The organism is Agrobacterium pusense (assembly GCF_013285525.1).
GTDB classification, from domain to species: Bacteria; Pseudomonadota; Alphaproteobacteria; order Rhizobiales; family Rhizobiaceae; genus Agrobacterium; species Agrobacterium pusense.
Genome location: NZ_CP053856.1, coordinates 1087367 through 1113944, shown reverse-complemented (window position 1 = coordinate 1113944; position 26578 = coordinate 1087367). Strand labels below are relative to the sequence as shown.

The following is a 26578-nucleotide window of genomic DNA, read 5'->3' as shown; positions in this document are numbered from 1 at the left end:
CGGCAGATGAAACTGGTTCTTTTCGATTGCGACGGAACGCTGGTGGACAGCGCGGGCCTGATCCATGCGGTCATGGCCGATACGTTCGCCGATTTTGGCAAGCCGCGCCCCGATATCTCCGAAACCAAGGCGATCATCGGTCTGACGCTGGATATCGCCATCGCCCGCATGCTCGGCAAGGCGCATGTGGATGACGAGGTTCAGGCGATGACCCAGCGTTATAAGGAAATCTACCATCCGATCCGTGCACGTCCGGGGATGATCGAGCCGCTTTTCGAGGGCATCGCCCCGCTGATCGACACCCTTTCAAGGCGAGATGACGTGCTGATCGGTGCGGTGACGGGCAAGGGGAGGCGCGGGCTGACCCACATTCTCGAAACCCATGGATTTGCCAGGCACTTCATTGTCTCGCGCACGGCGGATGATTGCCCTTCCAAGCCGCATCCGGCCATGGTGAGGGAATGCTGCCATGAAACCGGCATGGTTCCGGCCGATACTGTCGTTATCGGCGACGCGGTCTATGATATGCAGATGGCAAAAGCTGCGGGCGCAAAAGCGATCGGCGTCGCCTGGGGTTATGCGTCCGTCGACGAACTCTGGACGGCGGGCGCCGATGCGGTCGTCAGCCACCCGCGTGAAATCCCGGTCTATGTTCCGACCGATAATCCTTAATTATCCTTTCTACCGACCGATGAGGATGTGCCATGCGTGATCTCCTGAACGACCTTTCGGAAGGCCTGAGCCACCCCGATCCGATCTTGCGCGCGCAGGTCCAGATGCAGAAACCGCTGCCCAAGCGGTTCTACAAGGATGTGACGGTCGGCGAGGCGGCGGAGGAAGGCTTCACCATCCTTCTCGACGGTAAGCCGTTGCGCACCCCCGCCAAGAAGCCGTTGGTCGTGCCGTCGAGGTCGCTCGCGGAATTGCTTCGCGATGAATGGGACGCCCAGACCGAGGTCGTCAATCCGGTTGTCATGCCGGTGTCGCGCCACGTGAACACGGCCATCGACGGCGTCGCCATTGATACGCAGGCGGTTTTCGAGGATATATTGCGGTTTTCCTCCTCCGATCTCCTCTGCTACCGCGCTGGTGAACCGGAAGCGTTGGTCGCGCGCCAGACGGACCATTGGGATCCCGTGCTCGACTGGGCGGCCAATGTACTTGGCGCGCGCTTCATTCTGGTGGAGGGCGTCATGCATCGCGACCAGCCGCGGGAGGCCATCGCCGCCTTTGCAGTGACGCTGAAAAAATACGATACACCGATCGCGCTCGCGGCACTCCATACCATGACGTCGCTGACAGGGTCTGCCATTCTGGCGCTGGCGCTGGCGGAAGGAGAGCTGAGGCTTGAGGAAGCCTGGGCGCTTGCCCATCTGGATGAAGACTGGACTGCGGAACAATGGGGTGAGGATGAGGAGGCGCTGGAGCGCCGGGCCGTCCGTCTCATCGACATGCGTGCCGCGGTCAATGTTCTGGAGTCTCTGACGAGCGCATCTTAACGCTTTTCTAACCCTGATCGACGATCATCAGGCTACCTCACGTAAGGGGAGCCGCAGATCATGACAACCATGCTGAAACGCCTTGGCATTATTGTGCTGGCGTGTTTCATGCTCATGTCTTTCAGGCTTGAACCGGAAGCGACCAGTGCGGATCGGCTGCTTTACGACGTGCGCGGCGCGTTTGTTGCAGCACGACCGGATGTGGCGCCGGCGCTGATGCAGTCCATTCATGCGCAGGTTCAGAATGCGATCAAGACCACAGCACGGGGAGAGACCCGACCGCGCGTGGTGCTGACCATCCGCCTTGCATCCGTCACACGCGGTCCCTTCCTTTTCGGTGAAAAGGCCTCCGCCAAGGTCATCGTGCGGGCCGCCGCCGTGGCCACGGGCGAGGTGATCGCCGAAGCCAAATTCACCGCCACCGTCGTAAGCTTCGATGACGAGGCTTTAGAGCAGGAGCTTGCTTATGGCGTTGCCGAGCGGGTGATCCGCGAGTTCAGATTGAACCGGCCGGGTCCGACCACGCTGGCGACGGCGCTGTTTCCATAGATTGGACCAAAGGCGTGAGCGGGACTGCGGCAGTCATACGCGCGCGTCGCCGGAAACCATCTTCTGCTTTGACAAAGTGCGTCTCGATATTCACATACGTCACGTATCTCAATTGACATGCGTGGTGTAGATTACTATCTCACATACGCAACGTATGTGAATTGGGCGTCCGGAGTTCTTCTTCCGACGCCACTCAGCCAAAAAGAGAGATGCAAGATGAGCAAACGCGAGGCAATTTTTCCCGCAGACCGGCACGCGCTTTACGAACAGCACGGTTACTCTGCGGCAATTCGGTCGGGTGACCTTCTGTTCGTTTCCGGCCAGGTCGGCAGCCGTGCCGACGGAACGCCCGAACCCGACTTTGAGCGTCAGGTTCGGCTTGCTTTCGACAATCTCGCTGCCACGCTCAAGGCCGCGGGATGCACGTTCGACGATATTGTCGACGTAACGACGTTCCATACCGACCCGCAGAACCAGTTCGGGACGATCATGGCCGTTAAGCAGGAGATTTTCAGCAAACAGCCTTATCCGAACTGGACCGCCGTCGGCGTCAACTGGCTTGCTGGCTTTGATTTCGAGATCAAGGTGATCGCCCGCATCCCGTGAGATGCGGTCGGCCTAAAGGGGCGGCGTTCGCAGGCGCCGCCCGCTTTGTGTTTGCGGCTTATCCGAGCCGTTCGGCATGCCATTTCAGATGATCGTCCATGAAGGTGGAGATGAAATAATAGGAGTGATCGTAGCGGTCGTGCAGGCGCAGCGTCAGGCCGATATCCGTGCCTTTGATCGCCTCTTCGAACAGCCATGGCCGCAGGCCCTTTTCCAGGAAACTATCAGCCTTGCCCTGATCGATCAGGAATTCGGGAAAACGCGCACCGTCCTCCACCAGTGAGCAGGCGTCGTATTGACGCCATGCCGCCCGGTCCGGTCCCAGATATTTTTCCAGCGCCGGTTCCGACCAGTCAGCGGAGGAGGGAGCCACGATCGGCGCGAAAGCGGAGCAGCTTTTGAACCGTTCGGGGTTTTTCAGGGCGATGGTCATCGCGCCGTGGCCGCCCATGGAGTGGCCGAAAATGCCCTGACGGCTCATATCGGCGCGGAAATGCTGGCCGACCAGTGCAGGCAACTCCTCCGTCACGTAGCTGTACATCCGGTAGTGCTCCGACCAGGGTTCCTCGGTCGCGTCGAGATAAAATCCCGCGCCTTTGCCCATCTGCCAGTTGGTCAGTTCATCTGGTACGTCATTGCCGCGCGGACTGGTGTCGGGGCACACGATGATGAGACCAAGTTCGGAAGCCACGCGGCGATATTCGCCCTTCTCCATGACATTGGCGTGGGTGCAGGTGAGGCCGGAGAGATACCACAGGACGGGGCATGGCTCGTGGATTGCCTTCGGCGGTACGTAAACCGCAAAGGTCATCTCGCATTTCAGGGTCTCGGATACATGGGAAAATACGCCCTGCATGCCACCAAAGGCCGTATTTTGCGAAATAATGTTCATGAAGCCATTCCTTTGAAAAAATCCCGGTTCAACCGGCAAGCGAGACTGCAGCATTGACGGCTGCCGCTACCAGAACCGTGTTGAAGAAGAAAGAGACGATGGAGTGCAGCAACGTGACCTTGCGCATGGCGGTCGTGGTCACACCCACGTCCGAGGTCTGCGCCGTCATGCCGATCACCACGGCGAAATAGAGAAAGTCGTAACCGCAGGGCTCTTTGGTCGCGGGGAAGTCCATGCCGCCGCGATGCTGGCGCTTGCCGTCGACCGTGTGCGGACGCCAGTAAAGATGCGCGTAGTGCAGGGCCGTCATGGTGTGGATGGTCAACCAGCCGAAAATCACCGAGGCGAAAGCGATGACCAGCGTCCAGACGGTTTCACCGGTATGGTTGAGCGCCTGAAAAAGGGACACCACGGCGACGGTCACTGCCAGCAGCGTCACGGCGATGATGGCAATTGCGGGGAGATCGTCGCTGTCGGCATGGGCTTTCAGATGCTGCGCCGTCAATTTGGAAAGACGAAAGGCAACCAGCGTCAGATAGGTCAGGAAGAAAGAAACTGCCGCGATTTCTATTGCCACGGAAGGCGCGAGAGCCAATGCAATACCGAGGCCGGAAGCCCCGACAAGAACGGCGATGAAAAAAGGTTGATGGCGGCGATAGGTATTGCTGTTGGAACTGGCCGGGGTCATGGGCTGGGCCTTTCTGCTTGCGGCATCACTTTTTGACACGGCGGCAGAAACGGTCAAGCGTCTCCAGAAAAGCGGATCGATCGCGTGGCGAAAAAGCGGCATTATAGCCCTTGCTTTCACCGGTTTCGCGCAGATGTGCACCAAGGTCTCGCATCGCCGTTGCCATGCCGATATTAGACTGATCGAAAACGCGGCCCGTGGGACCCGTCACCAGTGCGCCCTTGGCAACACAGCGCCCGGCCAGCGGCACATCGGCGGTAACGACGATATCGTTCTCGCCGGCATGATCGGCAATCCAGTCGTCCGCCGCGTCGAAACCGGCGGAAACAATGACATTTCTGACCATGGGGTCGCGGGACGGGCGCAGACCCGAATTGGCAACAAATGTTACCTCCAGCCCATGCCGCTCCGCGACCCTGAGGATTTCCGGCTTCACTGGACAGGCATCGGCATCGACGTAAATTTGCGGATTTTGCTGCATGGACACTCTTTTGGATCGTTCTGCCACGCTTCTAAGCGCAAATGCTGCGATTACCAAGCCCGCGATTGGTAAATCGCGGGCGAGGCAAGGGCAGGGCGTGGCGCTTGCGAAGGATCCGGAAATGAATTATGTTCCCTTTATGTTCTTTTCCAAGAGGGTTATATGCTGGAAGAGTTCATAGTGAGGGCCAAGTCCGCCACATATGTTGGCGGGGGCAACAAATCCGCCACGCCCACTCGCACGGGATCGCATGATCTCGGCTATCGCGACGGAGACTGGCACTATATCGACAGCTATTTCGGCGGAACCGATTTCGTCGGTCAAGAGGTCGTCTGGCACCAGGGGACAGCCATGTGGGCGATGAATTATCACGGCCGCATCCTCCGGCCCGATATGATCGACGCCACAACGGCCGGCATGGTCATTCAACGTTCGCTTTCCACGCTCTATCGGGAAGGGCGGTTTCTGGGCGGCTTCACGCACCCGGTGGAGAATTTGGTCTATGTCGACACGAATGCAGGCGAATTCCAGTCGTTCACCGGCGTCGAGCGCATTTATCTCGGACATTTCGAGACTTACCGGCTCGACTATCATGGCGGGATCATAAAGCCATGAAAATTGCGATGATGGGGCGATGATGTTTCGCCGCCCCATCAGGCTTCAAATCAGCCCGGCTGCTTCGTCTTGCGCAGATAGGGAAGAACCGTGTCATAGGAACCAAAACGCGCAATCGCATCCTCATTGGAGACGGCGGCGGTAATGATGACGTCTTCGCCTTGCTTCCAGTTGGCTGGCGTCGCCACCTGGTGTTTCGAGGTCAGCTGGATAGAATCGATGGCGCGGAGGATTTCCTCGAAGTTGCGGCCGGTGGTCATGGGGTAGGTGAGGACCAGCTTGATCTTCTTGTCAGGACCGATGACGAAGACCGAGCGTACGGTGGCGTTATCGGCCGGTGTGCGGCCTTCCGAGCTGTCGCCGGCGCCGGCCGGCAGCATGTCGTAAAGCTTCGCGACCTTCAGGTCCTTGTCGCCGATCAGTGGATAATCGACATTGAAGCCAGTGGCGGTGCGGATGTCGTTCTTCCATTTTTCATGGCTTTCGACGGGATCGACCGAGATACCGATGATCTTCACACCGCGCTTTTCGAATTCCGGCTGCAGGCCGCCCATGGCGCCGAGTTCGGTGGTGCAGACCGGCGTAAAATTCTTCGGATGCGAAAACAGGACCGCCCAGCCGTCGCCGATCCAGTCGTGAAAGCTTATCGGACCATGGGTGGTCTCGGCGGTGAAGTCGGGCGCTATATCGTTGATACGCAGGCTCATCTGGTGCTTTCTCCCTAATCATTTGAACTGAAAACTGATGGTGCGGCAATCCGTCTCCAGCGCAGGAGCTTAGAGTTTTTGCGTGAAATGGCCAGCCCTTTAGCGTGTGCCGACAACACGATGCGTTGTTTTCGCTCATTCCGGCGCCTATTGTGACACCACGCCGGGCGACGGAATTGCAGGGGCAATTTTGCATGGGGGAGTGATGGAGAACAGCAATGACAATCACCATTACCGCCTTTGAACGCTCGCCCGATGGCGGCAAGGGTCTTGCCCGTGACATGCGTGTCCGCTGGGCACTGGAGGAAGTAGGGCAACCGTACGAGGTTCGCCTTCTTTCCTTCAAGGCGATGCGGGAGCAAGGGCACCTTGCACTTCAGCCCTTCGGGCAGATTTCGACCTATGAGGAGGGCGATCTCGTCCTGTTCGAATCCGGTGCGATAATATTCCACATAGCCGAGCGCCACGCCGGCCTGTTGCCGCGGGAAGCGAACGCGCGGGCGCGCGCGATCATGTGGATGTTTGCGGCGCTCAGCACCGTGGAACCGCCGATAGTCGAGCATTTTGTCGCCGGTTTTGTCGAAAGTGACAAGAGCTGGCATTGCGAACGCCTGGAGATCGTCGATGAACGTATTCGCAAGCGACTTGGCGAACTGTCCCAGCGACTGGGTGAGGGCGAGTGGCTCGACGGCGCGTTCAGCGCCGGCGACCTGTTGATGATATCGGTGCTGCAACGGATAAGAAGCTCTGGCATTCTCGATGAATATGCGAACCTTGCAGCTTATGTGGCGAGAGGCGAGGCGCGTCCCGCCTATCGACGCGCATTTGCCGATCAGCTGGCGGTTTTCAAAGCCGCATCGAACTGATTGATGCGCATCGCGAGGGCCCGAACTTCGGGCCCTCGCTGTGCGCTAGCACTCCGCCGTGACAGATTTCCACAAACATGCCGGATCGAGGCCATCGCACCGCTCGATCACGATCCGCGTGCCGTTTTTCACCTGGCGTCGCCATGGATCGGAGGCGTCGCCGTGCGTGCGAATCCGGCCGCCGCGCTGAAGCCTTTGTAGAAGCGACCGCGAAAGCGCGAGCTCAGACGCCAGCAGGCGGTCGAGGCGTATACCGGTCTGGAACGGAACGATGAGATCAATTTCCGCCACGGCCCAATCGGGAGGTTCATCCCGTATCTGTTTCACGATATCGAATTCGGGAGACTCGTCGACGCGCTGCGATCTGCGTCTCAACGCCTCGAGATTGAACGTTTCCAACCTTATCCACTGCGGGTCATTGTTCTGCAGCGCCTCGAGAACAGAGGGGCTGATGTCGCGAATAGTCCGCCGCTCAAAGATCGGCCGGTTCCAGGTCCTGTCGCATATCCGGCATCTGTATATGAGCCAGGCATCCAGCTTGCGGCCATTGGCATTGAGGCGGATCTTGCCGCTCGGCTGAAATGGCCTCGCTTCTCCGCATCCGCTGCAGGCAATCCAGGGCTGCGGCGCGGCTCTGGGTGTAACGGTCCACTGGACCCGAAATATATTGCACATAGTCGGTTGGTCTTCCATTCGGAAGTCCACCAAGATGGTGCAGGAGAAAACCCATGCGGGAACGGCGTGGCGGTGTTCTGGAGTGGTGAAGAGCTGAAACAGCAAAGCTGCGCAGGGCACATTGTAACGATGCCAGACCGGTCTCTTGCCACCACCCGATGAACATGATCATGCGGCGACAGCCGGTGGCTATCCGCACAGGGTGAAACTGGATTGAGACCGGTATTTACTTAGGCAAAGTCTACCTCGATGCGCCAATGCTCTTCGCTAGGAGCAATAACAGATAAACGGCGGCAGATGGAGTCCCTCATAGAAAAGACGACCAAGTTTTTATCTTTGAACGATTTATAATAAATACAATGGCTTGTCGGTCAATATTAAACTCATATCAGAAATGCATTTTACGGGGAAAGGGGAAGGTCTGGCTCAAGCCCAATCTGGACATCGACAGAGAGCTGTGCGCATTGTGGATCATGTCGCTGATGCAAGACCTCGAGAAAATTCTGGACATTGTCCTGCCAATCGATCCCAGCTTTCGGCGCATCGAACCGGCGATGATAGATCGCTGCATTTATGATACCCGACGATACGCTTTGGAGGGCTTCAAAGAGGCCTTTCTGTTTTCCGCGATGCGCCTGCTTGCGCTTCCCGACAACGGACACACACGGTTGATCCCGAACGATTCCATTTCGGTGCTCCCGCTGAGGTTTGTAAGCGTTGGAACGGGGGTGCAGTTAACTGACACGGCACTGGAAACAACTGTGCCAAGAGGGGAGCTGATAGCAGTCAACGGCATACCCCTTGGTCAGATTGAAGCCGCCGCAGGGAAATTTCTGGCGGGAACGCGCCAGCGGAAACGGGTGATCGGACCGATTCTCCTCGCATGGCCATATGCATTGGCTCATCTCGGGTTTTCTTCAAAAGAGAGTAGCACTGAATATCGCCTGAAAGGCGAGAATGCGCAGATCACCGACCTGAAAGTGGAGAACCGGCTTACCGTTCCGGCATCGATGCTCTACCCGAGAAACGAGCATGGCAAGGCTGACCCGGCCTGGAAACCTCGGGCATTTGTGGAGATTGAGGACCGGCAGGAGTTTGGGCTTTCAATATTATTGCCGAGTTTCTTCGACCCAAGCGAAAGTGCGCTGCCGAAAGCCATCTCCGCTGCAGCGGAGCGCGTGAGAACCTGCGGGAACAACAAACTCTTGATTGATGTTCGCGGAAACACCGGTGGCGATTTTCTTCAAACTGTGCCCTTGATCGACGCCATCTCTGAAAACGCAGGCAGGCAGGTTGTTGTGCTTGTCGATAAGTTCACGTTTTCTGCAGCGATAGTATTTGTGGCCATTCTCAAACATCGTCTGGGACGTAGGCTCAAGCTCGTCGGGGAAGAAATGGGCGACGGCCTGACGTTTTTTGCCGAGGGAGGGTTGCTCGATTTGCCGACCAGTGGAGCGGTCGTTCGATACTCATCAGCCTTTCACGACTGGGAGAACGGAACCAGCGACGAAACCACACCGGCTGAGATCGCACAGCAAATGGTTCCTGCAGGAAAACTGCATCTCGATTTGGAATGGATCGAAGGGCCTGCCGCTGAGGTTTCACAAGAAGCGTTCCATCAGCGAGTTTTAAAGGTTCTGTGTGATTAGACGAGGGGCCATTTATGCCAGCGAGCGATCTGGCTTCTCTCATCCATGCCGATATTGGGACAGGCGTGTTTCACTGAATGTGCCTTGCAGGAGACAACCCATAGGAACATTTGCAGGTTGACGTCATTCCCGAACCCGCCAGCACGCATACAATAATCGCATAAGATAGATTATGGAACTTTTCGTACTTAGTTACCGGGAAAACCGTAAGCTGTCAGATCGCAGCGCCGTTGCTGTCATCATTGAAAAGCGCCGCTTATCGCATTGATACATCCATATCCAGGTCGATCATAATTCTCCTGATGCCTCTCGGCGTCGCAGATCGAGCTCTTCACTGTAGCGTCTCAGCGTGTGACTTTCGGTAAGCAGGCCAACGGGACGATTTTCGATCTTGTCGTTGACGACGACGAGTGCTTCGCTTTCCGCCGCGTCAAAGGCTGCCGCCGCTTGCCGTGCATTCATGGTCGGCAGCAATACGTCGTTCTTGTAGTGCAGATAGGTCTCGAGGCTGATCTTGCTTGGGTCGCGATCCATCGGATCGGCATAGATTTCCGGCACGAGAACGATCCCGGCATAACGCCCGTCATCGTGGGTCATGATGACCCGCTGCGTCGAACCGAGCGGGAACTTCTCCTTGAAGGCCGGAAGCCCCATGCTGACATTGGCCTTGCGGATGTCAGCGCGCATCATCTTGCCCACCGTCAGGTCGCGGATCCAGCCGATGTCATGGGCGCTGCGAATGCTCTCACCGCGCAGGTGAAAACGCCAGGTGGCGAAGGAGTAGCCGAATGTGGTGCGCACCACCAGCGATGTGGTGATGACGGCGGCAAGCACGAGCGCCGTAATCTGGAAGTCGCCGGTTAGTTCCAGCGCCAGAAATGTCATTGTCAGCGGACCACCGATGATGGCGGCGGCAAAGGCGCTCATGCCGATCACGGCGTAGACGATCGGCGCTGTCGAGCCATAGCCGATATAGGGCGCGCAGAGGGCGAAAATCTTGCCGAGCAGCGATCCCATGAACAGCGAGGCGAAAAACAGGCCGCCGCGGAAATTCGAACCTATCGAGATCGCGCTGGCCGCCGCCTTCAACAGGAACAATCCTGCAAGCCCGTAGATCGTCAAGTCGGCATCGATGTTGAGATGCAAGGCCCCATGGCCGCTCGAGAGAACCTGCGGTGAAATCAACGCCAGCCCACCGACAACGATGCCGCCAAGCGTAGGACGCAGCCAGCCAGGAATAGCGCTTTTGCGCGCCGTCTCCTCAATGAAGGACACCGCCTGCATGAGCACGATACCGATTGCCGCGCACACAACCCCAAGGAAAATAGCCGGCACGTAATCGGCGGGCGTCACGCGGCTGGCATCGACGATATCGATGGAAAGGCCATGGCCGCCAATCAGGCCGATAACGGTTGTCGCCACCAGCGCCGAAACGATCAGCGGGGCGAGCGTGACGACTGTATAGGTGCCGATGATGAGTTCGATGGCGTAAAATGCGCCAGTCAGAGGCGCGTTGAAGGCGGCCGCGATGGCGCCCGCGGCGCCGCAGCCAACGAGGATGCGCATGTCCCCTCGCCTCAGTTTAAGCTTGATGCCGATCTTCGATGCGACGCCGCTGGCAATCTGCGTGTAGCCCGCCTCAAGCCCGACAGATGCGCCAAAACCGTTGGAAACGATGTTCTGCACGCAGACAATGATGCTATCCGTGAGCGACAGGCGGCCACCATGCAGCGCATTTGCCTCGATGGGGTCGACCATCGGCTTTTTGCGGGTTTTGGAGAGGATGAAGATGATCAGCCCAAGCAGGACACCGCCCATGATCGGCCCCACCAGCACGATCTGTCCGGAAAGATCGCTGCTGCTCAGACGTTCGACGCCAAAGACGAGCACATGCAATGCCGTGCTCAAAGCGCCGATCAACGCCACCAGCAGGCCGGCTGCGATGCCGATGAGCACGGCAAGCGCGACGAGGCCGAGTTCGCCGCGTCGGAACATGGCGCGCAGGCGGCTGGCGCGCAGATTGTCGAAGAAGCTCGCCATACTCGGTGCACGGAAAGGCTTAGTCGACATGCTGTTCCTTTTCAGGCGGCGTCAGGCGGCTTCGAGATCGATCTCAATTTCGAAACGCATCTGATCATAAGCCGGTTCAACATGGTCAGGCGTTTCCTGCATCACCGTCTCATAATCGAGCGGAATATGCATGTGGGTCAAGATTGCCCTTTTGGGTGCCAGTGTTTCGATCCAGCCGAGCGCCTGTTCGAGTGATAGATGGCTGGGGTGGTAGCGATATTGCAGGGCGTCGATGATGAGCACCTCAAGTCCGGCGAGTTTCGGCAGGCTTTCGGCCGGAAAATCGCTGACGTCGGTGCAATAGGCCACATCACCAATGCGGAAACCCAGAGAATGGACGTCCCCATGCTTTTGCATATGCACCCTGAAGGCGATTGGTCCTCCTGCTCCATCAATAACAACCGGCTCGTTGATATCGGCAATCAGATAAGGCCGGACAATCGGTGGATAATTGCTGCCCGCCGGCGTCTCGAGACAATAGGCAAAACCATCGCGGATGCGCGCCATGGTAATGGGATCGGCATAGATCGGAACGCGGCTTTTCTGGAGTGCGAAATAGATGCGCAGATCGTCAATGCCATGCAGATGGTCGGCATGAGCATGGGTGTAGAGAACGGCATCGATAGCCTCCACCTTCGCGGCGATCATCTGCTCGCGAAAATCAGGACCAGTATCGATCACAACGGTCGTTTTGCCACCATCAGGACCAATCTGTTCCACCATGAAGGCCGCACGCGTGCGCCGGTTCTTCGGATTATCGGGGTCGCAGGCGCCCCAGTCGCCGTTAATGCGCGGCACGCCGGGTGACGAGGCGCATCCGAGAACCGTGAAGCGGCGACGGTAGATTGCCACGCCTACACCCTTGTCATCTTGGAAAAGCAGCGGAAGGCGTTTTCGGTGGTGATCTCGGCCATCCGCTCGAAGGAGATGCCATGCACCTCGGCCAGAACCTCCGCGGTATTGACGACGTAGGAAGGCTCGTTGCGTTTGCCACGCCAGCGCTTCGGCGCAAGATAGGGTGCGTCCGTTTCTACAAGCAGCCGGTCAAGAGGCACGGTTGCAGCGATATCGCGAATATCCTGCGACTTTGGGAAGGTCAGAATGCCCGAGAAAGACACATATCCGCCAAGCTCGACACCCGTTTTTGCGAGCTCGGGACCAGCGGAAAAGCAGTGCAGAATGAACGGAAATGCGCCCTTCCCGCTTTCGGAGCGCAGGATGGCGGCCATGTCGTCATCGGCACTGCGGCTGTGAATGACAAGCGGCAGCTTCGTTCGTCTCGCCGCCTCGATATGGCGAAGAAGGCCGGTCTTCTGGTCTTCGGGCTTCTGCGTGTCGTAGAAGTAATCCAGACCCGCCTCTCCGATCGCTACGATCTTCTCATGAATTTCGGCAAGCTGCACCAGCTCATCGGCGGAGATATCCAGTTCCTCATCGGCATTGTTCGGATGGGTGCCGACCGAGCAAAAGACTGACGGATATTTTTCCGTGATCTTCAACAGCTCCGGCAGACGACGCACCCGGGTCGAGATCGTCACCATCTGGCTCACGCCGGAGGCATGGGCGCGAGCGATGATGTCGTCGCGCTCCGCCTCGAAATCAGGAAAATCCAGATGGCAATGGGTATCGATCAGCATCGTGGTCGCCTTCACGCTTCCGGCGCGACGTAACGCGGAAAGACTGGCTTCGGAGCTTCCAGTGGTGTCCCCGGCACCAGACGACGGGCTTCGCCCAACGCCGCGAAGTCGCGCTTGTCGGCTGGCGCCGCAACGAGATCGAGCAGCTTTTCGCAGGAACCCGGCATGATGGGCTGCAGGAGAATGCCGATCTGGCGCACAACTTCCGCCGTGACGTAAAGCACGGTGCCCATTCGCTCAGGGTCGGTCTTTTTCAGCGCCCAAGGCTCGTGAGAGGCGAAATAGCGGTCGGTCTCGGAAACGACGGCAATGATGGCGGCTACCGCGCGGTGGATGAGCTGCTTGCCCATCTCCTCACGGCAAATGGCGAGCAGACCGTCTGCAGACGCCAGCATCGCCTTGTCTTCGTCGGTGAACGGACCAGGCGTAGGGATCTTGCCGTCGCAATTCTTGACGATCATCGACAGCGAACGGCTGGCGAGATTGCCGATGCCATTGGCAAGATCGGCATTGATGCGGGTGGCAATGCCCTCTTCGCTATAGCTGCCGTCCTGGCCGAAGGAGACTTCGCGCATGAAGAAATAGCGGACCTGATCAAGGCCGAAATGGTTCACCAGATTGGCGGGATCAACGACATTGCCGAGCGACTTCGACATCTTCTCGCCCTTGTTGAGCAGGAAGCCATGTGCATAAACGCGCTTCGGCAGCGGCAGCTTTGCGCTCATCAGGAAGGCTGGCCAGTAGACGGCGTGAAAACGAATGATGTCCTTGCCGATGATATGCACGTCGGCCGGCCAATACTTCGCCCGCGGTCCGTTCCTGTCTTCGAGGTAACCCGTTGCGGTGATGTAGTTGGTCAGTGCATCGACCCAGACATACATCACGTGCTTCGGATCATTGGGAACCTTGATGCCCCAGTCGAAGGTGGTGCGGGAAATCGACAGGTCCTTCAGACCGGATTTCACGAAGGAGATGATTTCGTTACGGCGTTCCGCCGGACCGATGAAGTCGGGGTTTTCCTCATAGAGCTTCAGCAGCTTGTCCTGGTACTCGGAGAGCTTGAAGAAATAGCTTTCCTCCTCCACCCATTCCACCGGCGTGCCCTGCGGGCCGTAACGGACGCCATCGGCGCGCACTTCCGTCTCGTCCTCGGCGTAATAGGCCTCGTCACGAACGGAATACCAGCCGGCATAGCTATCCTTGTAGATGTCGCCGCTCTCGGCCATCAGGTTCCAGATATTGCGCGAGGTCTCGTGATGTCGTTCTTCCGTCGTGCGGATGAAATCGTCGTTCGAGGCGTTGAGCAGCTTGCCCATCTCGAGAAACTGATTGGAATTTCGTTCCGCGAGTTCTTCCGGCGAAACGCCTTCCGCACGTGCCGTCTGCTGCATCTTCTGGCCGTGTTCGTCGGTGCCCGTCAGGAAGAACACATCCATTCCGTCCAGGCGCTGAAAGCGTGCCATGGCGTCCGTTGCGATCAGTTCATAGGCATGGCCGATATGCGGCTTGCCGTTGGGATAGGAGATCGCGGTGGTGATGTAGAATGGTGTCTTGTCTGTCATGACGGTCTATCGACTTTACGCGCTGTTTTTTGGATAGACCGCTCTTAAACCATTGTTCGCAGCAGCGAAAGAAAAAGCTACCGAATTGGTACACTGATATCAATATTGCCGACTATTCGTCATCCTCGGGCTCGAGCCGAGTATCCATTAATTTCAGCGGGTTGTGGATTCCCGTGTCAATCCCGGGGGTAATGCGGCTTAGAGTGGGCCAATCCGAAAAGGCAACTTCGGTCCTCACGATTTTCCGGCCTTAGACGCCCCGGATATCCTCAAGAATGGAAATCACCATCTGTTTCTTGTCAAGATTATAGGCCTGCGCCACGGTGATGCGTTCCGAGAGCGCCGAAGAAAGCCGTGCCAGCCTTTCCGCAGCCGTGATATCGCCCGTCATGGCCGCCGCGCGCGCGCGCGCCATCAGATCTTCCGTTACATGTTCCATGAAGAAACCGAGGACGATGTCGCCATCCTTCTGGGCCAGGATCTCGGCGAGCTTGTGCATCTGTTTGCGGGCGCCCGGGCCGTCGGCATTCATGACTGCCGCAAGGGCCTCGACAATATCGGAGCCGCCGTAGTTCATCAGCTTCAGCGCCTGCGCAACGCTACCCTTGGAGGCGGCAAGCAGGGCATCGCGCTTTTCCTCCGAGAGACTTATGCCGAGATGATCGAGCGCCTGCACCATGGCCGAATCCGAAAGCGGTAGCAGCCTGAGCGGCATGCAGCGTGACCGGATTGTCGGCAGCAATTTTCCCGGTGCGTGGGAGAGCACGAGAAACATCGCCCTTTTGGGCGGCTCTTCCAGTATTTTCAGGATCGCGTTCGCGGCATTGCGGTTGAGATCGTCGGCGGGATCGATGATGACGATGCGCCAGTTGCCGGTGCCCGAGGTCTGCGAGAAAAAATGCCCTGCCCGTCGCACCTCGTCCACCGTGATGGCAGATTTCACGCGGCCGGTCTTTTCATCCACGGGCCGGGTGAGATGCAGCAGGTTATGCGAGGCGCCGGCGGTGATCTGCCGGCTGACCAGCGACTGCGGATCGGGGTCCGGCAGAAACTCCGGCGCCGACAAAGGATCGGGATGGTTCAACACATGATTGGCGAAACGGAAAGCGAGCGTCGCCTTGCCGATGCCCTCCGGCCCTTCGATGAGAATGGCATGATGGCCTTTGCCAGAGCGATAGGACTGCGCGAGAAACGCCTCCGCCTCCTCATGGCCAAAAAGCGTCGTGTTCTGCTGCGGCGCGATTGCACCGTCGAGAACGCCCTGGACCTCACTCATGGGCCCTGCCCGCCTCGGTCCCCAGCTGTTCGAGCAAGGGCTCGACGAAGGACATGACATCCTCCGCAACTTTTTCTTCCGGCTGATCGGCATTGACGATGCGGCAGCGACGCGGCTCGGCAAGCGCGATATCGAGATAGGCTTCCCGCCGCTTCTCGTGGGTTTCGATTTCCTCTTTCTCGAAGCGATCGGGCTTCGCGCCTTCATCCGCGCGCTTTCTGGCGCGGGCAAGGCCTTTTTCGGCAGCGATATCGAAAATCAGTGTCAGCTCCGGAACGACGCCATCAATCGCGATGCGCTGCAGCGTCTCGATGAAATCCGGCTCCAGATTGCCGGTCGTGCCCTGATAGACGCGGGATGAATCGAGAAACCGGTCGCAGAGCACGATCTCGCCGCGCTCCAGCGCAGGGCGAATGACCTCTTCGACGTGATCGTTGCGCGCGGCGGCGAACAGGATGGCTTCCATCCGGACGCCAAAGGGCTCCGCCGCACCGGAAAGGAGAACATGTCTTACGGCCTCCGCACCCGGCGAACCGCCGGGCTCACGCGTTACGACCACCTTGAAGCCACGATCGCGAAGCGCCTCGGCAAGCGTGCGAATCTGCGTCGATTTGCCGGCGCCTTCGCCGCCTTCGAAGCTGATGAACAATCCGGTCTTTTCGGCCAATGTCACGTCCTGCAAGGAATTCACGTCAATGTTGAAATGCCTGTTTACAGCATCGGACCGAAATGTGTGAAGCGCTTTTCAGAAAAACCGTTGCCTGAACAAAAGCATAGGAGGAAAGGCGCGTGCCGAACCACATTTCACAGCCAGAACAGCAGAAGTTCCTTCAATGCTCCTGCTGCATTCTGCGTGAGCGACCCCTTGTTCACCCGGCTCTTCGTATAAAGCGGCACTTCGCGCAATAGACGCTCGCCCGAGAATATCTTCAGCGTTCCGGCATTCGCCCCGACATCGAGCGGCGCGTTCAGCGGCCAGCGATAGACGATACGTCCGGAGAGGCGTTCCGGATTGTTGACGGGCACCAGGACGCTGACATCGTCCTTCGGAGAAAGGTCGACATAGGAGGCATCGCCGCCATACACGCTGACGGAGCCAACCACTTCATCCTTGCTGAACAGGCGGCGTTTTTCGAAGGCGGTCAGGCCCCAGTCCACCACTCTGCGCGCTTCCTCCTGCCGCGTCTTGTCGTCTGCGATGCCGGCAAGCGCCAGATAGATGCGGCGCCCTTCCCGCTCCGCCGAAACCACGGCGGCAAAACCGCTGCCTTCTGCAAAACCGAGGCCAAGACCGTCTATACCGCTTCCCGGCATCAGCAACGTGTTCTTGTTGCGCTGGAAAATCCGGTTCCATTCGAAGTCCGGCTTCGTAAACAACGAGTAGCGGTCGGGATAGGTGTCATGCAGATGCTGGGCAAGGCGCACCATGTCCCTGGCGGTCGTCTGGTTTCCGGAATCGGGAAGTCCGGTGGAATTGGCAAACGTGCTGCGGTTCATGCCAAGTTCGCCGGCCCGTGCCGTCATGCGCTTGGCAAAGGCAGCGTCCGATCCCGCCATGCCTTCGGCGATGATGATGCAGCCGTCATTGGCGTTCTGCACGATGATTCCGGTCAGAAGGTCATTGATGCCAACGGAGGATTTCAGGGCGGCGAACATGGTTGACGTTCGCGATGGGGCTCCGCCCGTGCGCCAGGCATATTCCGAAACGGGATAGGCCGTTTCCGACGCCAGCTGTCCTTTCGACAGCGCATCCAGCACCACCTCCACCGTCATCAGCTTGGCAAGCGATGCGGGCGGAAAGGACTGATCCTCATTTTTGGCAAGAAGCACCGTACCGGTTTCGGCATCGATCATATAGGCCTGCTCGGCCTTGGCGATGAAGGGCGCTGTCTGCGATTGCGCCGCGCCGGCGCTCAAAAATGCAAAAGCGGCCGCCGCGACGGCCGACAGATAGGAGCGATGAAAGGTCTTGCGCATGAAACCGCCCAGTGCTGTCTGCCACAACCGGCCACCCGCCATGAGAACGGTGCGGCGGTGTCCTTAATCCGTTAGCGTGACTTCGCCTGCTGACGCTTCACATGGGCGAGGATCGACTCTTCGCTCAAGCCGTCACGATTGACGAGCACGGTGTCGAACACCTTTGCGGTTTTGGATACGGCGGCGGATTCTTCGGAATAGGCCGCTGCATATTTGGAAGACGGCGTGGGCACACGCAGATAATTGCCGCCTGGAGCCGCTGGTTCCCGCAGGAAGTTACCTTCGGGGCGCTCCGCCAGGATCGGGCCGATTTCCGGCAGGATCGCGAATTGTTCGAATGCGGGCTGTACACCGTTGACGAGTGGCATGGCCTGAAGCGCCGCATTCTTCTTGGAACCAACGAGCGCGGTCTGAGCCGAGCCGGCATAATTCGGGTTCGATGTCGGCGCCGGCACGAAATTCGGCGAGGCCGAAGCAACCATCACGCCGGTCGCGATCTGCCCTTCAGGCGCGACGCCCGGCGAACGCGAACCCTTCGGAATATAGGAAGCCATCAGGTAAGGCATGTCATGGCCGTCGAGCGGCGCACGGCCCGCATATTGAACCCGTACATTTGCTGTCCCCGTCGCCTTCATGTCCAGAAGATCTGCCGTCTTGCTGGAAACGTCGATCAGACGGCCCTCGTGGAACGGACCACGGTCGTTGACACGGACGAGCACCGACGCGCCATTATCCATATTGGTGATGCGCGCGTAGCTCGGCAGCGGAAATGTCGGATGTGCGGCAGAAAGATGTTCCTTGTCGTAAACCTCGCCATTCGCCGTGAGGCGTCCATGGAAGGCAGAGCCATACCAGGAAGCAAGGCCAACCTTGTTGTAGCCCGGCTCTTCTTTCGGGAAGTAACGGCGGCCCTTGACGGTATAGGCGTTACCCAGCAGCTCGCGTCCGCCACCCTTCGGGATGTTCTTTCCATCGGCAACGCGCGGGCTGGCCTTCACGCCATATTCGGATTCTGAGAAATATTCCTTGCTGCGCTTGGGCTTAGGCTTTGTCTCGGAGGTGGTGGAACACGACGCCGTTGCAGCGCAAAGCACGGAAATTGCAAGCCACTTCACGCCCGACCTGGCGCTGATGCCTGTTTTCTTGACCGTAGAATTCAAATCGTCTGCCCCACGCTGCTATTGGCTCGGAGAACCGCACCCTCACTTGCCTCGATATTGCCCCTGCCATCGAAGCACCTAACAGTCGCTTAATCTTGTGCATAACGTGGCGAAAATGCGAACGACTTTTGCAAATTCGATAAAATTGTAACGAACGTGGTTAATGATTTCTATCTTTTCGGCATGCCCCTCCACGGCGGAATCCGCCCGCCGTCAGTCCTCCCCTCGCAGCCTCGCAAGGAACAAAGCAGCGGTAACCGCGTTTTCTCCGCGCAAACAAACGAGCTTCCGCCGGTTTCGGCTGAGGGAGGAAACATGATAAATTTTATGAAAACCACAGGTCTGGCGATTGGCATCGCCCTGGTATCCTTCGCCGCACCTATGCCTGCCGGTGCCCAGGATATGGAGCTCAGAATCGGCCCGGATGGCGTCCGTCCCGTCATCCGCGACCGTGATCGGGACATGGACCGCCGGGGTCCTCCACGCATGCGTGGCTGCAGCGAACGCGAAGCCCGCGCCGCGGCCCGTGAAGCAGGCCTTCGTGATCCCGAAGTCGTGCGCGTCACGCCGGGCCGCGTTGTTGTCGAAGGCTTCACGCGCCGGGGACCGGACCGGATCACCTTCGCAAATGAACGAGGCTGTCCGGAAATCTGATCCACTACCGCTGCCTGGAACCCGCCGAAAGGCGGGTTTCTTATTCGTACGGAATGTACGCGATGCCCAAACGCTGCGGGAACACGCCTCGTCGCGACATTGTAGGAATGATGTTGCGCTTGATGGCAGATGGGGTGGGATTCGAACCCACGGTACGCTCTCACGCACGCCGGTTTTCAAGACCGGTTCCTTAAACCACTCGGACACCCATCCATGGTGGTGAGGCTTTATAGCGGTTTGAAAAAGGGCGTCAATCCCGCTCCGACGAGCATCGTCGTCCTTCTCTCACAGTTGGCGGATCATTGCCCCGGGGTCGCCGCGGGCGGCAGCAGGGAGCCGTCACCTGAAGGTATCGAAGGGACCTGCTGCGCTGTATCGAACAGCGTGAGGCTCAAGACGATTGCAACAAGCACCAACAAAAGCGCCACAAAGAGGATTCCGGATTTATCCATGCGTCTGCTCATGTCACGTTACGTTAAAGGAGAATATGTGCAATTCGAGGCAAGCAAAGAATAAAGCGAAAGCCTGTCAAGTTGTCTTACAGATCCGTCAAATTCATCGTTCAAAAATCTGCGGATTAAGTGAAATTTGTGCATTGGCGTACTGTTTGGGACGGAAGTGGCCTATCGCGTCCGCACCATTGTCTCTTATATCCCACTCATCGCTCCCGGGCATTGCCCAACTTTCCCCGAGCGATCAACCTGCCCCGCCTCTTTGCGGGGCTTTTTTCTTTTATGGTCATGACATGATGTGCGGCCGGAGGATGGGCGACCCTTTACGGCGGGCGTCTCACTCAAACGCCGATGCTGGGCCCGCCATGGCCGCGCCGGCCTTCCCCCCGGAGAAGGTCCTCGAAGAGGTTCAGCAGCGCCGGCGGCAAGGTATCGGACAACTCAGCGATGATTTCGTTGGTGCGGTTATAGGAATAGATCGCGCATAGCGTGAGCACCAGCAGAACGATCCAGGGCCAGATTGGTTTGCGCCTTTGCGGCGCTCCGTTGGGCTGTTGCGGTAAAGTCATGCCGGCACCCTCCGTTCAGGCCTTGACGCGCGGCTCGCCTCCCGGCGCATAGGCGGTTTTCTGCAGGAAGCGGAATATGTTGCCGCATTGGGCGCAGCGGATCATGAAGTCAGTGGGGTCGCCCGACGGGCGTTCTGCGCGAAATCCCCGGGGCATTTCGTCAATGCGGAAATCAACGTCCCGGCGGGTTTTGTCATCCGACTCGGACGCCTCGGCAAAACCCTGATGGCCACATTTGGAACATTCGAGTTTCCGGGAATATCTGTCACGCGCTGCCATATGCCGTCCTTTGCTTGCGCTTATCAGGTAGCAGCGGCAAAACATCATTTCAATGGCGATCGCCGCGGGTTAAAGCTTTGCCTGTTATTTCCGCGCCGAAAACCCGGCGGACAGAACGAGTTTGAAAGCTCATGCATAGCGACACAGGCTTCCTTTCCTCTTCCCTCATAAGACGCGTCATCGTCATATGCGGAGCCCTTGCCGCCCTTCTCACTGCGCTCAATTTCGGCATGAAATGGTATGGCGACAGAATTATTCAGGCGGGACACACCACGTCGACCGACGAAGTGGAGATCACGATCGGCAACGACCGGCTGAAACTGGCAAAAAACACCCTTCGGAATCCGTCTGATCGTCACAGTGGTGCACATGAGCGCGCCGACCTCTACCTCACCTGGCCCGACCTTGCGGGGTATCGAGATTCGAATCGTGCCCTTTTCGACGATCCGAAAAATGCGGTCGGGCTGATTTTCGTTCAGCTGTCGCAAAGCACCATGTCGCAGGACATGTCAGGACGTTTCGAGCCGATTTATACCAGACTTATAGAAGGTGAGCCGACGCCCCTGAAGCACGGACTGCTGCTCCATCGGCTGCGCGCTGATTCCGGTTATGGCAAGGAAGTCATATTGACCGGCCGACGCGACGGCGAAAGCGTCTATGTGGTGCGCTGCCTGCTGCCGCAGACGCCTCAGGAAACAGCGGGTAGCGATTGTCAGAGAGATATCCACGTCGGGCAGGACCTGAGCCTGTTCTACCGATTCTCGGCCAACCTGCTGCCGCAATGGCAGGCGCTAGACGCGGCCGTGACACGCTATGTCGAGAAACGCCTCGTAAAAGACGAAAACCCGTGACACGGCACGAGACAGATCGCGTGTGAGAAGTCGCATTTTATGGAAGGCGGATACCTTTCATAAACCACTTGGTAACGCCATCCCGATAAAGTTTCTACCCGGAGCATTCGGGCGGGGCGTGTCCGAGCGGAACATAAATATGCGATTAAAGAGTTCAGCAGTGTTGAAAAGTCTATCTTGGGCACATTCGCGCAAAGCGGGTACAGGGTCTTTTGTAAGGTTTGTGGCGTTGACACTTGCGGCGGCGTTCATAACCGCAACATCCGTCCAGACCGCAAAGGCCGATCCGAAATATGCGGGCATCGTCATCGATGCGAAGACGGGCAAGGTGCTTTACGGCGAGGATCCCGACGGGCTGCGTTACCCGGCTTCGCTCACAAAGATGATGACGCTTTATCTGACGTTCGAAGCCCTCAGTGCCGGACGTATCTCTCTTGATTCCAAGGTGCCGGTTTCGGCGAATGCAGCCAAGGAGCCGCCGTCCAAACTCGGTGTGCGCGCTGGCGGCAGCATTACGGTCGAGCAGGCGATCCTTGCTCTCGTTACCCGGTCGGCCAACGACATGGCGACGGCGCTCGGTGAATATCTCGGCGGCTCAGAAGACCGTTTCGCCAGAATGATGACCGCAAAGGCCCGTGCCCTGGGCATGACGCGCACGACCTACCGCAATGCCAACGGGTTGCCCAATACAGCCCAGATGACCACGGCGCGCGACCAAGCCCGCCTCGGCATCGCGCTTCGCCAGCATTTTCCGCAATATTACGGTTACTTCTCCACCCGCACTTTTAATTTCGGCAAGCAGGTAATCGGCAATCACAATCGCCTCGTCGGAACCGTGAAGGGCGTCGACGGTATCAAGACGGGTTACACGCGTGCAGCCGGCAGCAATCTTGCCACCTCCGCGCAGCTCGACGGGCGCTCCATTGTCGCCGTCGTTCTCGGCGGTCGCTCCAGCGCCGCCCGTGACGCCACCATGCGCAAACTGGTTGCAACCTATCTGCCGCAGGCGTCGCGTGGCGGCAACAGCAACCTGATTGCACAGACGCGTTCCGCCCCGGTCGAAGAGCCGGTCGCTGTGGCCGCCGCCGTTCCCTCTGTCGCCGTCGCCGCGACGGATGCCGGCCTGCCCAATGCCGGACCCGTTCCGCAGACGCGTTACGAGGAAGCGCCGGTTACCGCCTTTGCTGGCTCCTCTTCCAATGCAGCCGTCAAGGCAATGGAAGCGGCTACCTGGCAGAAGGGTAAAGACCCCATCCGTCAGGCGCCCTCCGCGCCCGATCGCAAGCTGATAACCAATTCCACCAAGGTCGATAATATCGTCACGGCTTCCACCTCGGCTTCCGCAGCCTCCGCACCTTCCGTTGCGGCAAGGTCTGACGCGCCGCAGGGCGGCTGGGTCATCCAGATTGGCGCATCGCCGGACGAAAATTCCGCGCGCGGCCTGCTGCAGAGCGCCCAGGAAAAAGGCGGTGCGGCACTGCGTTCCGCCAAGCCCTTCACGGTGGCCTACAGTAAGGACGGCTCCCAGATATACCGCGCCCGTTTCGGCGGCTTCGATGGCCAGAACGCCGCGGTGAATGCGTGCAATGCATTGAAAAAGAAAGGCGTCAGCTGCTGGGCATCCCTTCAGTGAAGACGTTCCCGCAGGCGGTGCTCTCTGTTTCGAACATCGCCTGTCTCCTCGAATTGTGTAATGAGTAGCGAGGCTTTCCAAGATGGCAGTCAACGAGAATTATTCGGACATTGCGTCTGGCAACGGGCATGGCAGCCTGTCGGTTCTGCATCCCATTCATGAGGCGGCGATGCGTATCGCCGATCTCGGTCTCAACCGTTCCAAGGCAAAAACGCGTGATCTCGTCGCGTTGCTGCTCTCGCATGGCGCCCGTGCCTGGCGCGCCAACCAGCCGGAAGCCAGCATTCACCTGCACGTCGCCCGTCGGTCGGGGCGCTCACCGGTTCATATACGTATTCGCTAACAGACCGCACCAGACGGAAACCCAAAGAAAAACCCCGCGGCGCACAGGCACCGCGGGGTTTTTGTTGATCCTGATGTGAAAAACGAGGCGGCTTACGCCTCGCTTTCCGGTGCCTCCGGCGTGGTCGGCAGATTGTCATCCGCCTCCTCGCCATTGCCATTTTCAGCCTCGTCGTCGCCTTCAGGCTCGTTGATGCGCTCCACGGAAACCACCTTCTCATCCTTCGCGGTCGAGAAGATTGTCACACCCTTGGTCGCGCGGCTGGCGATGCGGATGCCGTTGACAGGCACACGGATGAGCTGTCCGCCATCGGAAACCAGCATGATCTGGTCGCCTTCTTCCACCGGGAAGGCCGCGACAAGTTCACCGATCTCCGACGTCTTCGCGGTATCGGTGGCGCGGATGCCCTTGCCGCCGCGGCCTGAAGTGCGGAAATCGTAAGACGATGAACGCTTGCCGAAGCCCTTCACGGAAACCGTCAGCACGAATTCTTCGCGCGCCTTCAGTTCCTGGTAGCGCTCCTCACTGAGTTCGCCCTCTTCCGTTACTTCCTCACCGACGAGCGCGATATCGTCCTCATCCACGCCTGCGGCACGCCGTTCGGCAGCCGAGCGCTTGAGGTAAGCCGCACGCTCCCACGGCTCCGCTTCCACATGGCCCACAATGGTCATGGAGATGATGCGGTCGCCTTCGGCCAGGTTGATGCCGCGCACGCCGACGGAATTGCGGCCGGCAAAGACGCGTACATCGTCCACGGGGAAGCGGATGCACTGGCCGAGCGCGGTCGTCAGCAGCACATCGTCGCGGTCCGTACAGGTTTCGACGGAGAGGATTTCATCGCCCTCCTCGTCCAGCTTCATGGCGATCTTGCCGTTGCGGTTGACCTGTACGAAATCGCCGAGCTTGTTGCGGCGAACCGTGCCGCGCGTCGTCGAGAACATCACGTCAAGCGTTTCCCAGGTCGTTTCGTCCTCGGGCAACGGCATGATGGTGGTGATGCGCTCGCCGGGTTCCAGCGGCAACATGTTGATAAGGGCCTTGCCCTTGGACTGCGGCGTGCCGATCGGCAGACGCCAGACCTTTTCCTTGTAGACGATGCCACGCGAGGAGAAGAACAGGACTGGCGTGTGGGTGTTGGCGACGAACAGACGGTTGACGAAATCCTCATCGCGCGTTGCCATGCCGGAGCGACCCTTGCCGCCGCGACGCTGTGCACGATACGTCGTCAGCGGCACGCGCTTGATGTAACCGAGATGCGAAACGGTCACGACCATGTCTTCGCGGGCGATGAGGTCTTCATCGTCCATATCGGGACCGCCCTCGACGATCTCGGAGCGACGCGGCGTGCCGAATTCGTCGCGGACGGCGGAAAGCTCGTCCTTGACGATCTGCATGATGCGCAGGCGCGATGACAGGATTTCCAGATACTCGCTGATCTCAGCGCCGATCTTGTTCAGCTCGTCGCCAATTTCATCGCGGCCGAGCGCTGTAAGACGTGCGAGGCGCAATTCGAGAATGGCGCGCGCCTGTTCCTCGGAAAGGTTGTAAGTCCCGTCTTCGTTGATGCGGTGGCGCGGATCATCGATGAGGCGGATCAGGCTTTCCACATCCTGTGCAGGCCAGCGACGCGTCATCAGTTCTTCTCGGGCCGAAGCCGGATCGGGAGCATGCCGGATGACGCGGATGACCTCATCGATATTGGCGACGGAAATCGCCAGACCGACCAACACATGCGCCCGCTCGCGCGCCTTGCGCAGCAGGTATTTCGTGCGACGGCTGACGACATCTTCGCGGAAGGACACGAAAGCACGCAACATGTCGAGCAGCGTCATCTGCTCGGGCTTGCCGCCGTTCAGCGCCACCATGTTGCAGCCAAACGAGGTCTGCAGCGGTGTGTAGCGGTAAAGCTGGTTCAGGATGACGTCTGCATTGGCGTCGCGCTTCAATTCGATGACGACGCGATAACCCTGGCGGTCGGATTCGTCGCGCAGGTCGGAAATGCCCTCGATGCGCTTTTCCTTGACCAGCTCAGCCATTTTTTCGATCATCGACGCCTTGTTCACCTGATAGGGAACTTCGGTGATGATGATCTGCTCGCGGTCGCCACGCATCGGCTCGATTGTCGCGCGGCCACGCATGATGACCGATCCGCGGCCCGTTTCGTAAGCCGAGCGGATGCCGGAACGGCCCATGATCAACGCACCGGTCGGGAAATCAGGGCCCGGAATGATCTGCATCAGTTCCGGCAGCTCGATCGCCGGATTGTCGATCAGGGCGATACAGCCATCGATAACCTCTGACAGGTTATGCGGCGGGATGTTCGTGGCCATGCCGACCGCGATGCCGCCTGCCCCGTTGACCAGCAGGTTCGGGAACTTGGCCGGAATGACGACCGGCTCCTGCAAGGTGCCGTCATAGTTGTCGCGGAAGTCGACCGTTTCCTTGTCGAGATCGTCAAGCAGCGAATGCGCGGCCTTATCCAGACGGCATTCGGTATAACGTTCAGCGGCCGGCGGATCACCGTCGATGGAGCCGAAGTTGCCCTGGCCGTCGATCAGCGGCAGGCGGAGCGACCAGTCCTGCGCCATACGCGCCAGCGCGTCATAGATTGCCGAGTTGCCGTGCGGATGGAATTTACCCATCACGTCCCCGGTTACGCGGGCGCATTTGACGTATTTCTTGTTCCAGTCGATGCCGAGTTCGGACATGCCGTACAGAATACGGCGATGAACCGGCTTCAGGCCGTCTCGCACATCGGGAAGCGCGCGGGACACGATAACGCTCATGGCGTAATCGAGATACGACCGCTGCATTTCCTCCATGATGGAAATCGGTTCAATGCCTGGCGGAAGCTTTCCGCCGCCGGGGGGGCTCTGGTCAGTCAAAAC

28 protein-coding genes and 1 tRNA gene are annotated in these 26578 nt (G+C 58.7%); 12 read left to right on the top strand and 17 right to left on the bottom strand.

Annotated elements, in window-relative coordinates:
- Positions 1 to 6 precede the first annotated feature (6 nt).
- From HQN82_RS05440 to HQN82_RS05425, 4 genes are all read left to right on the top strand, one after another.
- On the top strand, positions 7 to 672 hold the full coding sequence (locus HQN82_RS05440; RefSeq protein ID WP_112765804.1) for an HAD family hydrolase: 666 nt from the start codon (positions 7 to 9) through the stop codon (positions 670 to 672).
- A gap of 32 nt (positions 673 to 704) precedes the next feature.
- Positions 705 to 1499 carry an ATP12 family chaperone protein gene (locus tag HQN82_RS05435; protein WP_173614626.1) on the top strand — a complete coding sequence of 265 codons (795 nt, stop codon included), beginning with the start codon at positions 705 to 707 and terminating at the stop codon, positions 1497 to 1499.
- Between the two features lie 60 nt (positions 1500 to 1559).
- Positions 1560 to 2048 (top strand): hypothetical protein, encoded by a 489-nt coding sequence (locus tag HQN82_RS05430; protein ID WP_035208812.1) that lies wholly within the window; start codon positions 1560 to 1562, stop codon positions 2046 to 2048.
- 216 nt (positions 2049 to 2264) lie between these two features.
- Complete coding sequence (locus HQN82_RS05425; RefSeq protein ID WP_112765801.1) at positions 2265 to 2654, top strand: RidA family protein; 390 nt, start codon at positions 2265 to 2267, stop codon at positions 2652 to 2654.
- Between the two features lie 58 nt (positions 2655 to 2712).
- Here the strand turns inward: HQN82_RS05425 and fghA are convergent, their stop codons facing one another.
- Genes fghA through HQN82_RS05410 form a run of 3 tightly spaced genes read right to left on the bottom strand, consistent with a single transcriptional unit; the run spans position 2713 to position 4715 of the window.
- Entirely contained in the window at positions 2713 to 3546 is an 834-nt protein-coding gene (gene fghA, locus HQN82_RS05420; protein WP_112765915.1) for an S-formylglutathione hydrolase, read from the bottom strand.
- A 28-nt stretch (positions 3547 to 3574) separates the two neighbouring features.
- Positions 3575 to 4234, bottom strand: coding sequence for a DUF1345 domain-containing protein (locus tag HQN82_RS05415; protein WP_004441782.1), 660 nt, complete (start codon positions 4232 to 4234; stop codon positions 3575 to 3577).
- Between the two features lie 25 nt (positions 4235 to 4259).
- Positions 4260 to 4715 carry a YaiI/YqxD family protein gene (locus HQN82_RS05410; protein ID WP_004441780.1) on the bottom strand — a complete coding sequence of 152 codons (456 nt, stop codon included), beginning with the start codon at positions 4713 to 4715 and terminating at the stop codon, positions 4260 to 4262.
- A gap of 162 nt (positions 4716 to 4877) precedes the next feature.
- Between HQN82_RS05410 and HQN82_RS05405 the strand changes: the two genes are divergently transcribed.
- Entirely contained in the window at positions 4878 to 5330 is a 453-nt protein-coding gene (locus HQN82_RS05405; protein ID WP_112765800.1) for a DUF5680 domain-containing protein, read from the top strand.
- A 50-nt stretch (positions 5331 to 5380) separates the two neighbouring features.
- Here the strand turns inward: HQN82_RS05405 and HQN82_RS05400 are convergent, their stop codons facing one another.
- The gene (locus HQN82_RS05400; protein ID WP_037092776.1) at positions 5381 to 6037 is read right to left on the bottom strand and encodes a peroxiredoxin; all 657 of its coding nucleotides are present in this window, start codon (positions 6035 to 6037) and stop codon (positions 5381 to 5383) included.
- Positions 6038 to 6255: 218 nt separating this feature from the next.
- Here HQN82_RS05400 and HQN82_RS05395 point away from each other — a divergent pair, with 218 nt between their 5' ends.
- Positions 6256 to 6903: a glutathione S-transferase family protein gene (locus HQN82_RS05395; protein WP_173614625.1), complete on the top strand. Its 648-nt coding sequence runs from the start codon at positions 6256 to 6258 to the stop codon at positions 6901 to 6903.
- Positions 6904 to 6948: 45 nt separating this feature from the next.
- Here the strand turns inward: HQN82_RS05395 and HQN82_RS05390 are convergent, their stop codons facing one another.
- Positions 6949 to 7578 (bottom strand): DUF1062 domain-containing protein, encoded by a 630-nt coding sequence (locus HQN82_RS05390; RefSeq protein WP_112765798.1) that lies wholly within the window; start codon positions 7576 to 7578, stop codon positions 6949 to 6951.
- 473 nt (positions 7579 to 8051) lie between these two features.
- Here HQN82_RS05390 and HQN82_RS05385 point away from each other — a divergent pair, with 473 nt between their 5' ends.
- Positions 8052 to 9227, top strand: a complete 1176-nt coding sequence (locus tag HQN82_RS05385) for a S41 family peptidase (protein WP_112765914.1) — start codon at positions 8052 to 8054, stop codon at positions 9225 to 9227.
- 288 nt (positions 9228 to 9515) lie between these two features.
- Here the strand turns inward: HQN82_RS05385 and HQN82_RS05380 are convergent, their stop codons facing one another.
- The 8 genes from HQN82_RS05380 to HQN82_RS05345 form a co-directional block, all read right to left on the bottom strand.
- The gene (locus HQN82_RS05380) at positions 9516 to 11297 is read right to left on the bottom strand and encodes a chloride channel protein (RefSeq protein WP_004441767.1); all 1782 of its coding nucleotides are present in this window, start codon (positions 11295 to 11297) and stop codon (positions 9516 to 9518) included.
- 21 nt (positions 11298 to 11318) lie between these two features.
- Entirely contained in the window at positions 11319 to 12149 is an 831-nt protein-coding gene (locus HQN82_RS05375) for an MBL fold metallo-hydrolase (RefSeq protein ID WP_112765797.1), read from the bottom strand.
- A gap of 2 nt (positions 12150 to 12151) precedes the next feature.
- Entirely contained in the window at positions 12152 to 12934 is a 783-nt protein-coding gene (locus HQN82_RS05370) for a TatD family hydrolase (protein ID WP_112765913.1), read from the bottom strand.
- Positions 12935 to 12945: 11 nt separating this feature from the next.
- Positions 12946 to 14496: a methionine--tRNA ligase gene (metG, locus tag HQN82_RS05365; RefSeq protein ID WP_112765796.1), complete on the bottom strand. Its 1551-nt coding sequence runs from the start codon at positions 14494 to 14496 to the stop codon at positions 12946 to 12948.
- A 250-nt stretch (positions 14497 to 14746) separates the two neighbouring features.
- Complete coding sequence (locus HQN82_RS05360; RefSeq protein WP_112765795.1) at positions 14747 to 15772, bottom strand: DNA polymerase III subunit delta'; 1026 nt, start codon at positions 15770 to 15772, stop codon at positions 14747 to 14749.
- Positions 15765 to 16439, bottom strand: a complete 675-nt coding sequence (gene tmk, locus HQN82_RS05355; protein WP_004441759.1) for a dTMP kinase — start codon at positions 16437 to 16439, stop codon at positions 15765 to 15767. The genes HQN82_RS05360 and tmk overlap by 8 nt, the downstream gene beginning before the upstream one ends.
- A gap of 137 nt (positions 16440 to 16576) precedes the next feature.
- Complete coding sequence (locus HQN82_RS05350) at positions 16577 to 17749, bottom strand: D-alanyl-D-alanine carboxypeptidase family protein (protein ID WP_173614624.1); 1173 nt, start codon at positions 17747 to 17749, stop codon at positions 16577 to 16579.
- 71 nt (positions 17750 to 17820) lie between these two features.
- The gene (locus HQN82_RS05345) at positions 17821 to 18909 is read right to left on the bottom strand and encodes a septal ring lytic transglycosylase RlpA family protein (RefSeq protein ID WP_006697463.1); all 1089 of its coding nucleotides are present in this window, start codon (positions 18907 to 18909) and stop codon (positions 17821 to 17823) included.
- Between the two features lie 315 nt (positions 18910 to 19224).
- On the opposite strand from HQN82_RS05345, the gene HQN82_RS05340 reads away from it, so the two are divergent.
- Entirely contained in the window at positions 19225 to 19563 is a 339-nt protein-coding gene (locus HQN82_RS05340; RefSeq protein ID WP_004441749.1) for a hypothetical protein, read from the top strand.
- Positions 19564 to 19686: 123 nt separating this feature from the next.
- Here HQN82_RS05340 and HQN82_RS05335 read toward each other — a convergent pair.
- Positions 19687 to 19776, bottom strand: a tRNA-Ser gene (locus tag HQN82_RS05335).
- On the opposite strand from HQN82_RS05335, the gene HQN82_RS05330 reads away from it, so the two are divergent.
- Complete coding sequence (locus tag HQN82_RS05330) at positions 19777 to 20079, top strand: hypothetical protein (RefSeq protein WP_173614431.1); 303 nt, start codon at positions 19777 to 19779, stop codon at positions 20077 to 20079.
- Between the two features lie 277 nt (positions 20080 to 20356).
- Here HQN82_RS05330 and HQN82_RS05325 read toward each other — a convergent pair whose 3' ends face one another.
- Both HQN82_RS05325 and HQN82_RS25500 read right to left on the bottom strand, forming a co-directional pair.
- Positions 20357 to 20584 carry a hypothetical protein gene (locus HQN82_RS05325; protein ID WP_173614623.1) on the bottom strand — a complete coding sequence of 76 codons (228 nt, stop codon included), beginning with the start codon at positions 20582 to 20584 and terminating at the stop codon, positions 20357 to 20359.
- Between the two features lie 15 nt (positions 20585 to 20599).
- Positions 20600 to 20863, bottom strand: a complete 264-nt coding sequence (locus tag HQN82_RS25500) for a hypothetical protein (protein ID WP_004441746.1) — start codon at positions 20861 to 20863, stop codon at positions 20600 to 20602.
- Positions 20864 to 20994: 131 nt separating this feature from the next.
- Between HQN82_RS25500 and HQN82_RS05320 the strand changes: the two genes are divergently transcribed.
- The 3 genes from HQN82_RS05320 (at position 20995) to HQN82_RS05310 (ending at position 23690) form a co-directional block, all read left to right on the top strand.
- The gene (locus HQN82_RS05320; RefSeq protein ID WP_112765793.1) at positions 20995 to 21714 is read left to right on the top strand and encodes a hypothetical protein; all 720 of its coding nucleotides are present in this window, start codon (positions 20995 to 20997) and stop codon (positions 21712 to 21714) included.
- A gap of 139 nt (positions 21715 to 21853) precedes the next feature.
- Complete coding sequence (locus tag HQN82_RS05315; RefSeq protein ID WP_081093392.1) at positions 21854 to 23347, top strand: D-alanyl-D-alanine carboxypeptidase; 1494 nt, start codon at positions 21854 to 21856, stop codon at positions 23345 to 23347.
- Positions 23348 to 23429: 82 nt separating this feature from the next.
- Positions 23430 to 23690 (top strand): hypothetical protein, encoded by a 261-nt coding sequence (locus HQN82_RS05310; RefSeq protein ID WP_004441743.1) that lies wholly within the window; start codon positions 23430 to 23432, stop codon positions 23688 to 23690.
- A gap of 92 nt (positions 23691 to 23782) precedes the next feature.
- Here HQN82_RS05310 and gyrA read toward each other — a convergent pair whose 3' ends face one another.
- On the bottom strand, positions 23783 to 26575 hold the full coding sequence (gene gyrA, locus HQN82_RS05305) for a DNA gyrase subunit A (protein WP_004441736.1): 2793 nt from the start codon (positions 26573 to 26575) through the stop codon (positions 23783 to 23785).
- Positions 26576 to 26578 lie beyond the last annotated feature (3 nt).

Coding starts and splice junctions, on each gene's coding strand:
- HQN82_RS05330 (WP_173614431.1), top strand. CDS start 19,777: ATGGTGGTGAGGCTTTATAGCGGTTTGAAAAAGGGCGTCAATCCCGCT.
- HQN82_RS05435 (WP_173614626.1), top strand. CDS start 705: ATGCGTGATCTCCTGAACGACCTTTCGGAAGGCCTGAGCCACCCCGAT.
- HQN82_RS05390 (WP_112765798.1), bottom strand. CDS start 7,578: ATGTGCAATATATTTCGGGTCCAGTGGACCGTTACACCCAGAGCCGCG.
- HQN82_RS05320 (WP_112765793.1), top strand. CDS start 20,995: ATGCATAGCGACACAGGCTTCCTTTCCTCTTCCCTCATAAGACGCGTC.
- fghA (WP_112765915.1), bottom strand. CDS start 3,546: ATGAACATTATTTCGCAAAATACGGCCTTTGGTGGCATGCAGGGCGTA.
- HQN82_RS05415 (WP_004441782.1), bottom strand. CDS start 4,234: ATGACCCCGGCCAGTTCCAACAGCAATACCTATCGCCGCCATCAACCT.
- HQN82_RS05400 (WP_037092776.1), bottom strand. CDS start 6,037: ATGAGCCTGCGTATCAACGATATAGCGCCCGACTTCACCGCCGAGACC.
- metG (WP_112765796.1), bottom strand. CDS start 14,496: ATGACAGACAAGACACCATTCTACATCACCACCGCGATCTCCTATCCC.
- HQN82_RS05315 (WP_081093392.1), top strand. CDS start 21,854: ATGCGATTAAAGAGTTCAGCAGTGTTGAAAAGTCTATCTTGGGCACAT.
- HQN82_RS05405 (WP_112765800.1), top strand. CDS start 4,878: ATGCTGGAAGAGTTCATAGTGAGGGCCAAGTCCGCCACATATGTTGGC.
- HQN82_RS05440 (WP_112765804.1), top strand. CDS start 7: ATGAAACTGGTTCTTTTCGATTGCGACGGAACGCTGGTGGACAGCGCG.
- HQN82_RS05340 (WP_004441749.1), top strand. CDS start 19,225: ATGATAAATTTTATGAAAACCACAGGTCTGGCGATTGGCATCGCCCTG.
- HQN82_RS25500 (WP_004441746.1), bottom strand. CDS start 20,863: ATGGCAGCGCGTGACAGATATTCCCGGAAACTCGAATGTTCCAAATGT.
- HQN82_RS05370 (WP_112765913.1), bottom strand. CDS start 12,934: ATGCTGATCGATACCCATTGCCATCTGGATTTTCCTGATTTCGAGGCG.
- HQN82_RS05380 (WP_004441767.1), bottom strand. CDS start 11,297: ATGTCGACTAAGCCTTTCCGTGCACCGAGTATGGCGAGCTTCTTCGAC.
- HQN82_RS05410 (WP_004441780.1), bottom strand. CDS start 4,715: ATGCAGCAAAATCCGCAAATTTACGTCGATGCCGATGCCTGTCCAGTG.
- HQN82_RS05325 (WP_173614623.1), bottom strand. CDS start 20,584: ATGACTTTACCGCAACAGCCCAACGGAGCGCCGCAAAGGCGCAAACCA.
- HQN82_RS05430 (WP_035208812.1), top strand. CDS start 1,560: ATGACAACCATGCTGAAACGCCTTGGCATTATTGTGCTGGCGTGTTTC.
- HQN82_RS05425 (WP_112765801.1), top strand. CDS start 2,265: ATGAGCAAACGCGAGGCAATTTTTCCCGCAGACCGGCACGCGCTTTAC.
- HQN82_RS05395 (WP_173614625.1), top strand. CDS start 6,256: ATGACAATCACCATTACCGCCTTTGAACGCTCGCCCGATGGCGGCAAG.
- HQN82_RS05385 (WP_112765914.1), top strand. CDS start 8,052: ATGTCGCTGATGCAAGACCTCGAGAAAATTCTGGACATTGTCCTGCCA.
- HQN82_RS05350 (WP_173614624.1), bottom strand. CDS start 17,749: ATGCGCAAGACCTTTCATCGCTCCTATCTGTCGGCCGTCGCGGCGGCC.
- HQN82_RS05360 (WP_112765795.1), bottom strand. CDS start 15,772: ATGAGTGAGGTCCAGGGCGTTCTCGACGGTGCAATCGCGCCGCAGCAG.
- HQN82_RS05310 (WP_004441743.1), top strand. CDS start 23,430: ATGGCAGTCAACGAGAATTATTCGGACATTGCGTCTGGCAACGGGCAT.